General features: G+C 62.8%; 13 protein-coding genes. 5 read left to right on the plus strand and 8 right to left on the minus strand.

Annotation, left to right across the window (positions count from 1 at the left end; all coding sequences use genetic code 11):
• Positions 1-85: 85 nt before the first annotated feature.
• From radA to MJ639_RS02335, 8 genes are all read right to left on the minus strand, one after another.
• Complete coding sequence (gene radA / locus MJ639_RS02300) at positions 86-1486, minus strand: DNA repair protein RadA (RefSeq protein WP_243368377.1); 1401 nt, start codon at positions 1484-1486, stop codon at positions 86-88.
• The gene (gene alr / locus MJ639_RS02305; protein WP_243369012.1) at positions 1486-2601 is read right to left on the minus strand and encodes an alanine racemase; all 1116 of its coding nucleotides are present in this window, start codon (positions 2599-2601) and stop codon (positions 1486-1488) included. The genes radA and alr overlap by 1 nt, the downstream gene beginning before the upstream one ends.
• Positions 2602-2645: 44 nt before the next feature.
• The gene (locus tag MJ639_RS02310; protein WP_243368379.1) at positions 2646-4139 is read right to left on the minus strand and encodes a replicative DNA helicase; all 1494 of its coding nucleotides are present in this window, start codon (positions 4137-4139) and stop codon (positions 2646-2648) included.
• Positions 4140-4410: 271 nt separating this feature from the next.
• Entirely contained in the window at positions 4411-4974 is a 564-nt protein-coding gene (rplI, locus tag MJ639_RS02315; protein ID WP_243368381.1) for a 50S ribosomal protein L9, read from the minus strand.
• Between the two features lie 25 nt (positions 4975-4999).
• On the minus strand, positions 5000-5956 hold the full coding sequence (locus tag MJ639_RS02320) for a DUF2232 domain-containing protein (RefSeq protein ID WP_243368383.1): 957 nt from the start codon (positions 5954-5956) through the stop codon (positions 5000-5002).
• A 124-nt stretch (positions 5957-6080) separates the two neighbouring features.
• Complete coding sequence (gene rpsR / locus MJ639_RS02325; RefSeq protein ID WP_239352517.1) at positions 6081-6341, minus strand: 30S ribosomal protein S18; 261 nt, start codon at positions 6339-6341, stop codon at positions 6081-6083.
• A 2-nt stretch (positions 6342-6343) separates the two neighbouring features.
• On the minus strand, positions 6344-6748 hold the full coding sequence (gene rpsF, locus MJ639_RS02330) for a 30S ribosomal protein S6 (protein WP_243368385.1): 405 nt from the start codon (positions 6746-6748) through the stop codon (positions 6344-6346).
• Positions 6749-7002: 254 nt separating this feature from the next.
• Positions 7003-7248 (minus strand): hypothetical protein, encoded by a 246-nt coding sequence (locus MJ639_RS02335; protein ID WP_243368387.1) that lies wholly within the window; start codon positions 7246-7248, stop codon positions 7003-7005.
• A gap of 812 nt (positions 7249-8060) precedes the next feature.
• On the opposite strand from MJ639_RS02335, the gene MJ639_RS02340 reads away from it, so the two are divergent.
• The 5 genes from MJ639_RS02340 (at position 8061) to era (ending at position 11803) form a co-directional block, all read left to right on the plus strand.
• A complete protein-coding gene (locus MJ639_RS02340) occupies positions 8061-8819 on the plus strand; it encodes a pyridoxine 5'-phosphate synthase (protein ID WP_243368389.1) in 759 nt (252 codons plus the stop codon).
• Positions 8816-9247, plus strand: a complete 432-nt coding sequence (gene acpS, locus MJ639_RS02345; protein ID WP_243368391.1) for a holo-ACP synthase — start codon at positions 8816-8818, stop codon at positions 9245-9247. Before MJ639_RS02340 ends, acpS begins: the two co-directional genes overlap by 4 nt.
• A 182-nt stretch (positions 9248-9429) precedes the next feature.
• The gene (gene lepB / locus MJ639_RS02350; RefSeq protein WP_243369013.1) at positions 9430-10188 is read left to right on the plus strand and encodes a signal peptidase I; all 759 of its coding nucleotides are present in this window, start codon (positions 9430-9432) and stop codon (positions 10186-10188) included.
• 3 nt (positions 10189-10191) lie between these two features.
• A complete protein-coding gene (gene rnc / locus MJ639_RS02355) occupies positions 10192-10902 on the plus strand; it encodes a ribonuclease III (protein WP_423790739.1) in 711 nt (236 codons plus the stop codon).
• A complete protein-coding gene (gene era / locus MJ639_RS02360; RefSeq protein ID WP_243368393.1) occupies positions 10889-11803 on the plus strand; it encodes a GTPase Era in 915 nt (304 codons plus the stop codon). The genes rnc and era overlap by 14 nt, the downstream gene beginning before the upstream one ends.
• Positions 11804-11806: the final 3 nt, after the last annotated feature.

Below are 11806 nucleotides of genomic sequence, written 5' to 3' on the forward strand. Positions count from 1 at the left end.
GAAGCTCAGGCTGAGTGATACAGTCTTGCTCATAGGGATCAATTAGACCGGACGGTCTATGGAATCTGGCTGGTCAAGACCTCCTTTAGGAGGCCCTGCGTTTGCGCGCCGCGATTCCCGCAACGAGATCAGTGATATGGCCGATGGAGGACGCTGCCAGCGGTAGGCGCTCCTGCTTGCCCTTTTCCACACGCGGAGCCGGTGCGACGGCACTGGAAAAACCCAGTTTCGCGGCTTCCTTCAGGCGTGCCTGTTCCTGGGCCACGGGACGGATCGCGCCGGAGAGGCCCATCTCGCCGAAATAGACCGTATCGGGCGGCAGGGGATTGCCGGATAGGGACGAGACGAGCGCTGCGGCTGCTGCGAGGTCCGCAGCGGGCTCGGTGATGCGCAAGCCACCGGCGACGTTCAAATAAACGTCGTGCATGCCGAGCTTCAGGCCACCATGAGCTTCCAGCACCGCAAGCACCATCGACAGGCGAGCCTGATCCCAGCCGACGACGGCGCGGCGCGGCGTGCCGAGAGACGAGGGCGCGACGAGCGCCTGAATTTCCACGAGGAGCGGACGCGTGCCTTCCATGCCCGCGAACACCGCCGTGCCTGCTGTCGCCATGTCGCGACCGGCGAGGAAGAGCTCGGAGGGATTGGGCACTTCGCGCAGACCCTGGTCCGACATCTCGAACACGCCGATCTCGTCGGTGGGTCCGAAGCGGTTCTTCACCGCGCGCAGGATTCGGAAGTGATGGCCGGTATCGCCTTCGAACGACACCACCGCATCGACCATATGCTCGACGACGCGGGGACCCGCGATCTGACCGTCCTTCGTGACGTGGCCGACGAGGATGACGGCAGTGCCTGTCGTTTTCGCGAAACGGATGAGTGCCTGTGCCGAGCCGCGCACCTGAGTGACGGTGCCGGGCGCGGATTCCACCGTCTCGGTCCACATGGTCTGGATCGAGTCGATGATCGCGAGTGCTGGCGGGCGGCCTTGGCTCAAGGTCGCGATAATGTCTTCCACATTGGTCTCGGAAGCGAGTTCTACAGGCGCTTGGCCGAGGCCGAGACGTTCCGCGCGCAGACGCACCTGCGCTACGGCTTCTTCGCCCGAGATATAGGCCACGCGTTCGCCGCGCATGGCTAGAGCGGCAGAGGCCTGCATGAGCAGCGTCGATTTGCCGATGCCGGGATCGCCGCCGAGGAGGATGATCGAACCGTGCACGAAACCGCCGCCGGTGACGCGGTCGAGCTCAGCGATGCCTGATGGCGTGCGCGGTGCTTCCTTGGTTTCGCCGGAGAGACCTTCGAGCGGGAAGATGCGGCCCTTCGCACGTGACGGACGCGTCGCAACAGGTCCGGACATCGGGCTCGCGGATCCAGTTTCCTCGGCGATGGTGTTCCATCCGCCGCAGGCCTCGCACTTGCCTTTCCAACGGTTATAGACGGCGCCGCATTCCTGGCACACGAAAGACGGGTGACGCTTTGCCATCAGCCTTGCGTCCCGGTGTAGCTCCGCGCGTAACGGCGGCCGAGGCTGGTGAGTATTTCGTAGCCGATGGTGCCTGCGCGGCGGCCGACTTCATCGATCGTCAGCGCGCCTCCGATCATTGTGACGGTATCGCCGCGCTTGATCTCGTTATCGGGAATGTCGGTGACATCGACGGTGATCAGATCCATCGACACATTGCCTGCGAACGGGCAGGGGCGTCCGGCCACGAGAACCTGTCCTGCGAGCAATTCCTCTCCGCTCTTGCCGCGTGCGCTCGCGGAACGCGGATAGCCGTCCGCATAACCGATGGAGAGGGTCGCGATGCGGCGTCGGCCCAGCGCGAGCCAGCGCGCGTTGTAGCCGACGGTATCGTCTTCCTCGACCCAGCGCAGTTGCACGATGCGCGCCTCGAGCTGTGCGACGGCGCTCATGGGATTGTCGCGATCCGGCGTTGGGTTACCGCCGTAAAGCGCATAACCCGGGCGCACGAGATCGAAATGCGGCTTCTCCTTCAGGAAGATACCGGAAGAATTGGCAAGCGATGCGCGCACGCCGGGAAGCGTTTCGCGAACAGCGTTGAAGGCATCGATCTGACGGATGTTGAGCGGATTGTCGCTTTCTTCCGCGCTCACGAAATGGCTCATCAGGAGCGCTGTCTCGAAATCCTTCAGATCATTGCGGCCCTTCAGCGTAAGGCCTTGTTCGACCGTGAGGCCGAGACGGTTCATGCCGGTATCCACATGGATCGCAGCTTCACGCTTCTGGCCTTGCGAGCGGCAGAACGAAGCCCATTCCTCGATCTCCTCGAAGGAGCCGAGAACGGGGCGCAGGTTGTGCTCGACATAGGTAGCACAGGTGCCGGGAAACAGACCATTGAGCACATAGATGGTCGCATCCGGCGCAACAGTGCGCACGCGGATCGCCTCGCTCACATGCGCCACGAAGAAAGTGCGGCATCCAGCCCGATGCAGAGCGGGCACGGCCTGCTCGATGCCGGTGCCGTAGGCATCCGCCTTGACCACAGCGGAGGCTTCCGCGCCGCCCGCGTTGTCGCGAAGCGTACGCCAGTTGGACGCCAGCGCCGCGAGGTCGATGTGAAGGAGGCCGCCGGCCATGTCCGCAGTGATGCGGCTGGCGGTGCTGGTCTGTTCGGTCTTGTTCAATCGCCGATCCGTTCGGGTAGCTTGTCTTCGTCTGCGAGGTTGGTGAAGCGGGTGATGTCGGCCTGGAACGCGAGCTGCACGGTGCCGGTGGGACCGTGACGCTGCTTGCCGATGATCACCTCGGCCTTGCCATGAACCTGGTCCATCTCCGCCTGCCACTTGAAGTATTCTTCGGTGCCGGGCTTCGGCTCCTTGTTCTTGAGGTAATACTCTTCGCGGTAGACGAACATCACCACGTCGGCGTCCTGCTCGATCGAGCCCGATTCACGAAGGTCGGAAAGCTGCGGCCGTTTGTCGTCGCGCGATTCCACCTGACGGGAGAGCTGGGAGAGCGCGATCAGCGGCACAGACAATTCCTTGGCGAGCGCCTTCAGGCCCGTGGTGATCTCGGTCAGTTCTTGCACGCGGTTGTCGCCCTTCTTGCCGGAGCCTGAGAGCAGCTGGAGGTAGTCCACGATGAGCACATCGAGACCACGCTGGCGCTTGAGACGCCGGGCGCGGGCCGTGAGCTGCGCAATCGAGATGCCGCCGGTTTGGTCGATATAGAAAGGGATCGACTGCATTTCACGGGCGGCTTCCGTGATCTTGTAGAAATCGTCCTCGCGCATATCGCCGCGGCGGATCTTGTAGGACGGAACGCCCGATTGCTCCGCGATGATACGGGTGGCGAGCTGTTCCGCCGACATTTCGAGCGAGAAGAAGCCGACGATGCCGCCATTGACGGTTTTCATCGTGCCGTCCTGCTGCTTCTCGGCCTTGTAAGCCTTGGCGATGTTGAACGCGATGTTCGTCACAAGTGAGGTCTTACCCATCGCCGGGCGGCCGGCGAGGATGACAAGGTCGGAAGGCTGAAGGCCGCCGAGAGACTTGTCGAGGTCGATCAGCCCCGTCGAAACGCCGGACAGGGCGCCTTCGCGCTTATAGGCGGCGGCCGCCATGTCGATGGCGGCGGTGAGCGCATCGGAGAAGCGCTGGAAGCCGCCATCGGTGCGGCCCGTCTCCGCGATGGAGTACAGGCGGCGCTCCGCTTCCTCGATCTGGTCGCGGGGCGAGCTGTCGACAGGCGCGTCGAAGGCGTTGTTGACGACGTCCTCGCCGATATTGATCAGGCTGCGGCGGATCGCGAGGTCGTAGATCGTGCGGCCGTAATCCTCGGCGTTGATGACGGTGGTCGCTTCCGCGGCGAGGCGGGCGAGATATTGCGAAACGGTGATGCCGCCGAGATCCTGGTCGCCGAGGAAGGTCTTCATCGTGATCGGAGTCGCGACCTTGCCGGCCTTGATGAGGCCGGTGGCGACTTCATAGATGCGACGGTGCAGATCCTCGATGAAATGCTCCGCTTCGAGGAAGTCCGAGACGCGGTAATAGGCGTCGTTGTTGACCAGCATCGCGCCCAGCAGAGCCTGTTCGGCTTCGATGTTGCTCGGAGGCGTGCGGAACTGCGGCTCTGCGGTCTCTAAGCGGGCGATCAGGGCATTGGCGGTGGCCATCTGGCGCTCCGGGAACGGGGTTTGAGGTTTAGAAGCTCATAGACCGCAATTGGTGTCCGAACCGTTGCCGATCAGGGACAGCGCGAGACTCCGGGCAGGCTGTCCTCGCTGTCCTCGATTCTCACAAGCACGCGTCTTTTCGTCAGGCGTCTGCCTTGACTCTGAAAGAGGCCGCAACCCCAACGAAAAAGCGCTCCCCACCGAATCGATGGAGAGCGCTTATTTTGGAACAAAGCGCGAACTTGAGCAAGGCTCAGGTTCGCGTCAGGTCTTAGAGCTCGACGTCGCCGGCTTCTGCGAGAGCAGCACCGACCTCGAGGCCAAGGTCGTCGAGGTTGGTCTCTTCGCGGGTGGTGACGGCTTCACCGCGAGCCTGACGCTCGGCTTCTTCAGGGCTGCGGGCGATGTTCGCCGTCACAGTCACCTCGACCTCCGGGTGGAGGGAGACCGGCACATTGTGCAGGCCGAGGGTCTTGATCGGGGCGTTGAGGACGATCTGGTTGCGGTCGACCGTGAAGCCGCCTTCCGTCATCACCTCGGCGAGGTCGCGGGTCGAGACCGAACCGTAGAGCACGCCCGTCTCGCCGGACTGGCGGAGCAGGATGAAGCTCTGGCCGTTCAGCTTCTCGGCAACAGCCTCGGCTTCCTTGCGGCGCTCGAGGTTGCGGGCTTCGAGCTGGGCACGCTGTGCTTCGAAGTGCTTCTTGTTGGCCTCGTTGGCGCGCAGAGCCTTGCCGCGCGGCAGGAGGAAGTTGCGGGCGTAGCCCGAGCGAACCTTAACGGTTTCGCCCATCTGGCCGAGCTTTGCGACGCGCTCGAGAAGGATCACTTCCATTGGTTTTCTCCTTTGATGTTCGTGATCAGGTTGAAAGGGTTGAGGGTGGGTTCGGCCGGTCGCCGATGCGGCGGCGCGAGCCGAAGATCGTGTCGGCGAGGCCGAACAGAGAGAGGGCCGCGATCATGATCCCTTGGGTCAGGAACAGCAGCAGGTAGAGGCCCGCCAGGATGAAGCCGCGTCCCGGCTTGCCGCGGGTACGCTCGTGAATGGCGGCGAGACCCTGAAGGGTGAAGGCCAGAAGGAAGGCTCCGAACAAGGCGTAGCCGAGTGCGCCGACGAAGCCCTCGAATTGCGTGAGGACGAAGGCCATAACCGGCGCGAGCAGAACGCTGCGGGGCATGGCCAGCTCCGGCATCGGCGGCCAGGGACGCGGCAGACGGCCCGAGGCAGCAACCACCTTGGCTGCAAGCCAGAGGCAGAGGCTCAGGAAAAAGCTGAAGCCGAACGCGGAGATCGATGGGATGATGGTCGCCAGGGTCTCGACGAGAGCCGCACGCGCATCCTCCGCACCCTGCTGGGCGGGTTGGAAGAGCATGGTGACGAGGCCTTCCGAAATCTGCCGGACCTTGCCTTCGTAAGCGCCGAAATCGCCATCCGACGAGATCATGACGGTGATCATCGTGGCAAACGCGGCGATCACGGCCACCCAGGCCAGAATGCGCCCGATCGGATACCACTCCATCGTGCCTGCGGATGTTGGGCGACCAAGAAGGGCGAGATAGGCGAAGAACCAGCTCGGCAGCCCTGTCTTGAGAGCGAAGCCCAATCCGTCGAGAGGCGAGAAGAAGGCCCCGATGGCAATGGTGCCGACAGCGGTGGCGACAAGCCCCGAGCGGTGATTCCAGCCGAGCGCGACGATGAGGATGGGAAGAGGAGCAAGCATCGCAAGCATGGCAGCGCTCATGGTCTCCTTGAGGAAGACCACGGCCAGAAGAGCCGATACGAGGCCCGCGCCAATGCCTGTTGCGATAAAGTTCATGGTTCTCGCTGTCCCGCTGCTCTTAGGCAGGGTTAGGGGTTTCTGCCCCAACTGACCCGGCGGGTTTTCACCGCTGGGCGAAAAGTGGAAAGGCGGGCCGCGTAAAACGGCCCGCCCGATAGTCTTAGCGGATCACGTAGGGCAGCAGGCCCATGAAGCGGGCGCGCTTGATCGCCTGGGCGAGCTCACGCTGCTTCTTGGCCGACACGGCCGTGATGCGCGAAGGAACGATCTTGCCACGCTCGGAGATGTAGCGGGACAGGAGCTTCGTGTCCTTGTAGTCGATCTTCGGCGCGTTCGGGCCGGAGAACGGGCAGGTCTTGCGACGACGGAAGAACGGACGGCGACCGCCGCCGGCTGCGCCACCAGTAGCACCAAATGCCATGATTAAGCCTCCTCGCCTTCAGCTTCGACGCCGTCAAAGCCGCCGTCGCGCTCACGGCGCTCGCGGTCCTTGCGCTCATCGCGGTCACGCTTCTGCATCATGACGGACGGCTCGGTCTCGAGCTCTTCCACCTTGATGGTCATGAAGCGCAGGATGTCTTCGTTGATGCGCATCTGACGCTCCATCTCGGCCACCGCGTTGGCGGGGGCGTCGACGTTGAACAGCGTGAAATGAGCCTTGCGGTTCTTCTTGATACGGTAGGCGAGGGACTTCACGCCCCACATCTCGGTCTTCTCGACCTTGCCGCCGTTCTGCTCGATAACGCCCTTGTACTGGTCGACCATTGCTTCGACCTGCTGGGGCGTCACGTCCTGGCGAGCCAGGAAGATATGCTCATAGAGAGGCATAGTGGGCCTTTCAAGTTTGAGTGTCTGGCCCAAAGCACCGCTTTTGGAGGTGATCAGGCCGGTTTCGCGCGTCCGATCGGCGCCAAGCCCTTCGAGCCTGCAAGGCCCGAGCGGTTGTCGAAGGCGGAGACACGGGACGACGGGGCTTAAAACCCCTATGCGGCAAACCGCACCGTCCGTTCAGCCCCCGGCCGGAGCGAACGCGAAGCGGGGGCTATAGGCGATTTGGGAAGGGAAGGCAAGGGAGGGGGCTTTCACAGCACCAGATAGGCGGGGCAAAGCAGCGCGAGGGCTAAGGCAAGCCAAAGCCATTTTCTCTTCAGAGCGAGGATGAGGGCTGGCAGTGCAAAGACAATAAAGACCGTGATCGGAATCGCAGCAATCACGACCGTCCAGCCCATATCCGTGGAATCGGGTCGGTTAAGGAAGAGAATGGTCAGAAACCAGATCCAGGCCGCTGTCTGAAGGGCGAGTATGATCAAGATGATGTTGCGAAGCATGGGCCTGGAAGCGGAAAGCGATACTAGATAACGCTTGTATGGATTCAGGGCTTCTGCTGCAAATTCTTTATGGTTGACGAGAGGCGTAAACGGTCGTCGTTGCGAAGAACCCGGCCATGGCGGGAGACAATTGGCGTCCTCCCGGGGCTGCGGAGCAGAACCCGGGATCGCGTGACGCGTATGGCACGGGATCATCACCTCTCCCTCAGGGAGAGGTCGGACCGTCAGGTCCGGGTGAGGGGTTACAGCCTTCTCCGGATTACGCGCATCCCTCACCCGCCGCACTGACGCGCGTCGACCTCTCCCGCCCGGGAGAGGTGAGCCAGCGCCTTATCCGGCTCGCGATCCCGGCTCGGCTTTCGCCGCCCGGGAGGACGCCGGGTGGATCATGTTCCGCATTTGTTCTTGACTTTGGTCCTAAGCTCGGCCATATTGAGCTTGTCCCGGCTCACCGAGGGGCGCGCTCGCGAGGCGTCGTGATTGTGGAGCCGGGAGCGGTCCTGCGGATGCGGCTTCACGCAAGCCCGCCGGCAGGAGGCCGCCCGCAGGTCGCAAGAGCCATCCTTGGGACGGCTGCGGTGTCCGCCTAAAAAAGCCGTGCGCGAGGAGCCGTCGGGTTCTTCTCTCACTCCACACCGAGCCGGACGCTTCCTCGCGCCCCCTCGATCCCAAAACCTCGGAGCAACACGCTCGCGAGGACACTTCTACATGCCTTTGCCCGCTCGCTCTTCGATAGGCCTTGAGCCTGAAGAGGCTTAACCTGACATCATGAGGGCCTAGGAAATGAGCCGCCCTCTGCTACAAACGGTTTCATGAAAGCTCTTCCTCTTCGCCTCGGCGTCAATATCGATCACGTTGCAACCGTCCGGAACGCGCGGGGCGGACACAATCCCGATCCCATTCGTGCGGCCAACATGGCGGTTCTCGCCGGGGCCGACGGCATCACCGCCCATCTGCGCGAGGATCGCCGGCATATTCGCGATGAGGATATGGAGCGGTTGAAGCGCAACCTGTTCGTGCCGCTCAATTTCGAGATGGCAGCGACCCCCGAGATGGTCGAGATCGCCCGGCGCATCCATCCTCATGCCTGCTGCCTCGTGCCGGAAAAGCGGGAGGAGCGAACCACGGAGGGCGGGCTCGACATCATCGGCGGCGCTTCCCATCTGCGTCCGGTGATTCAAGAACTCAAAGGCGAGGGCATCCGCGTGTCTCTCTTCGTAGAGCCCGAAATCGACGTCATGGCAGCGGCAGCCGAACTCGGCGCGCCCGTGGTCGAGCTTCATACCGGCACTTATTGCGAGGCTTTCGTCGCGGGCGACGAGGCCAAGGTGGCCCATGAGCTGGAGCGCCTGCGCAGGGCCGCCGCCCATGGGGCCGGGCTCGGTCTCGAGATCCATGCGGGTCACGGACTGGACCTCAACTCGGTCCGCCCGGTCGCCGCGATCTCGCAGATCGTGGAACTGAATATCGGCCATTCGCTGATCGGCGAGGCGATCTTCATGGGTCTCGACGAGGCCGTGCGCGCCATGCGCGCCGCCATGGACGAGGGCCGGGCACAGGTGGCCGCATGATTCTCGGAATCGGGTCGGACCTCTGCGACATCCGCCGGATCGAGCGTTCCATCGAGCGCTTCGGGGACCGGTTCACCCACCGCATCTTTACGGAGGGCGAACGGGCCCGCAGCGATCGGCGCGCCGCCCGGGCTCCATCCTACGCCCGGCGCTTCGCCGCCAAGGAAGCCTGCTCCAAGGCTCTCGGCACGGGCTTGAGCCAAGGCGTGTTCTGGAAGGACATGGAGGTAATCAACCTCCCGAGCGGCAAGCCGACCATGCGCTTGTCAGGCGGCGCGTTGGAGCGTCTCCGGGAGATGACCCCCGAAGGGCATGAGCCTTTCATCCATATTTCCCTGACGGATGATCCGCCGCTTGCTCAGGCCTTTGTGATCATCGAAGCGCGCCCCATAAATGAGATGGCTGCGTTGCGGCAGGCCTCGCCATAGGCTAGACCATGGCCCGAGCGGAGAGCAGACGGCGACATCCGGCGTCTGGCGGCTCCACATTATCGAGAGCGGTTTGCACTTGGGCAATGAAGTGCAAACCGCTCTCGACCAACGCGACGCCAAGTCGCTTCAGTTCCTCAAGGATTAGGTCGATCGACGTGAGCGACAACATCAAGCAAACCATGGGTAGCACCGTGAAGAAGAAGGAAGAAGAAGGCCTTTGGGAAACCATCAAGGTCATCGTCCAGGCCCTTTTGATCGCGGTGGTTGTCCGCACCGTCCTGTTCCAGCCCTTCAACATTCCTTCGGGCTCTCTCATCCCGACCCTGCTGATCGGCGATTACCTCTTCGTATCGAAATACGCCTACGGCTATTCGAAGCACTCGATCCCCTTCAGTCCGCCCGTGTTCTCGGGCCGGATCTTCGGCTCCGAGCCGAAGCGCGGCGACGTGGTGGTGTTCAAGCTGCCGAAGGACAACTCGACGGATTACATCAAGCGCGTTATCGGCCTGCCCGGCGACCGCATTCAGATGATCAACGGCATCCTCAACATCAACGGCAAGCCGGTCCAGCGCGAGCTCGTCGGCCAGTACGATGTCAAGGACGATTGGGGCAGGGCGACCCTTAAGGTGCCCATGTATAAGGAAACCCTTCCCGAGGGGACGCAGCATTACATCATCGAAAGCAAGGGCGACCGAGGCTTTGCCGACAACACCGACGTGTTCGTCGTGCAGCCGGGCCATTATTTCATGATGGGCGATAACCGCGACAACTCGCAGGATTCCCGTTTCGAGAACGAAGTCGGTCAGGTGCCCGCCGAGAATCTCGTCGGCCGCGCTGAGATCATCTTCTTCTCCATCGACGAGGGCGCATCCCTCCTGCGCTTCTGGGAATGGCCGCAGCGCATCCGCTGGGATCGCATGTTCGAGCGGATCAAGTAAGCCGTGGCCCGACGCAAGATTAATCATGACGAGTTGTTGAAGAAGCTGGAATACCAGTTTCAGAAGCCCGAACTTCTCGACGAAGCGCTCACCCATGTGAGCGCTCCCAGGTCGAGCGGAAAAAGCTATCAGCGTCTCGAGTTTCTTGGCGACCGTGTGCTCGGCCTCGCCATCTCCGAGATCCTCTACGCGACGTTTCCGAAGGCGCCCGAAGGTGAACTCTCCCGTCGCCTCGCGGAGCTGGTGCGCCGCGAGAGCTGCGCCGAGGTCGCCATTGCCTGGGATGTGGGACCTTTCCTGAGACTCGGCGCTGGCGAGGCGCATTCCGGCGAGCGGCGTAACCAGACCATCCTGGCGGATGTGTGCGAGGCGATCATCGGCGCCGTGTTCCTCGACAGTGGCTATGAGGCCGCGAGGGACCTCGTGGAGCGTGCGTTCAAGGCGATGATCGAGGCGCCGCGCCGCCCCTTGCGCGACCCCAAGAGCGTCTTGCAGGAATGGGCGCAAGGGCGCGGCCTGCCGCCGCCGGTCTATACGATAGCCGAGCAGACCGGGCCCGACCATGCGCCGAAGTTCCGCGTGATGGTCAAGGTAAAGGGCAAGGAGACCGAGTTCGGCCTCGGCGCATCGAAGCGCGTTGCGGAACAGGCAGCTGCGCGCAGTCTTCTCATCAGAGAGAGGATCTGGAGGGAGGAAGAGCATGGAACAGTCTGAGCCGACCAACACCAAAGCGGGCTTCGTCGCGCTGATCGGCGCGCCCAACGCGGGCAAATCGACCCTGCTCAACGCGCTGGTGGGCTCGAAGGTCTCCATCGTCTCACGCAAGGTGCAGACGACGCGTGCCCTCGTGCGCGGCATCGCCATGGAAGGCGACACGCAGATCATCTTCGTGGACACGCCCGGCATCTTCAAGCCGAAGCGCCGTCTCGACCGCGCCATGGTCACATCGGCCTGGGGCGGAGCAGGGGATGCGGATGTGATCGCGCTCCTGCTCGACGTGCGCAAGGGCGTTGACGAGGAGGCGGAGGCCATCCTCGACAAGCTGCCCGAACTGAAGCAGCCGAAGGTGCTGATCCTCAACAAGATCGACCTGATCGAGCGTTCGAAGCTCCTGGAACTCGCCTCAAAGCTCAACGAGAAGGTGTCCTTCGCGTATACCTTCATGGTATCGGCGCTCAAAGGCGACGGCACCAAGACCATGCTGAGCCAGCTTGCAGCCATGATGCCGGCAAGTCCCTGGCTCTATCCCGAAGATCAGGTTTCCGACGCGCCCCTGCGCATGCTCGCTGCCGAGATCACCCGCGAGAAGATCTACGAGCGCCTGCACGAGGAACTGCCGTATCAGTCCACCGTCGAAACAGACCAGTGGCAGCAGCGCCCGGACGGTTCCGTGCGCATCGAGCAAACGGTCTTCGTGGAGCGCGACAGTCAGCGCAAGATCGTGCTCGGCAAAGGCGGACAGACCATCAAGGCCATCGGCCAAGCGGCGCGCAAGGAAATCTCCGAGATCGCCGAGGCACCCGTGCACCTCTTCATCTTCGTGAAAGTGCGCGAGAACTGGAGCGACGATCCCGAACGCTACCGCGAGATGGGACTGGAGTTCCCGAAAGGCTGATGC

This window comes from Microvirga solisilvae, assembly GCF_022808595.1.
Taxonomy (GTDB): Bacteria; Pseudomonadota; Alphaproteobacteria; order Rhizobiales; family Beijerinckiaceae; genus Microvirga; species Microvirga solisilvae.

Coding starts and splice junctions, on each gene's coding strand:
- rpsF (WP_243368385.1), bottom strand. CDS start 6,748: ATGCCTCTCTATGAGCATATCTTCCTGGCTCGCCAGGACGTGACGCCC.
- era (WP_243368393.1), top strand. CDS start 10,889: ATGGAACAGTCTGAGCCGACCAACACCAAAGCGGGCTTCGTCGCGCTG.
- acpS (WP_243368391.1), top strand. CDS start 8,816: ATGATTCTCGGAATCGGGTCGGACCTCTGCGACATCCGCCGGATCGAG.
- MJ639_RS02320 (WP_243368383.1), bottom strand. CDS start 5,956: ATGAACTTTATCGCAACAGGCATTGGCGCGGGCCTCGTATCGGCTCTT.
- MJ639_RS02310 (WP_243368379.1), bottom strand. CDS start 4,139: ATGGCCACCGCCAATGCCCTGATCGCCCGCTTAGAGACCGCAGAGCCG.
- radA (WP_243368377.1), bottom strand. CDS start 1,486: ATGGCAAAGCGTCACCCGTCTTTCGTGTGCCAGGAATGCGGCGCCGTC.
- rpsR (WP_239352517.1), bottom strand. CDS start 6,341: ATGGCATTTGGTGCTACTGGTGGCGCAGCCGGCGGCGGTCGCCGTCCG.
- alr (WP_243369012.1), bottom strand. CDS start 2,601: ATGGCCGGCGGCCTCCTTCACATCGACCTCGCGGCGCTGGCGTCCAAC.
- MJ639_RS02340 (WP_243368389.1), top strand. CDS start 8,061: ATGAAAGCTCTTCCTCTTCGCCTCGGCGTCAATATCGATCACGTTGCA.
- lepB (WP_243369013.1), top strand. CDS start 9,430: ATGGGTAGCACCGTGAAGAAGAAGGAAGAAGAAGGCCTTTGGGAAACC.
- rplI (WP_243368381.1), bottom strand. CDS start 4,974: ATGGAAGTGATCCTTCTCGAGCGCGTCGCAAAGCTCGGCCAGATGGGC.
- MJ639_RS02335 (WP_243368387.1), bottom strand. CDS start 7,248: ATGCTTCGCAACATCATCTTGATCATACTCGCCCTTCAGACAGCGGCC.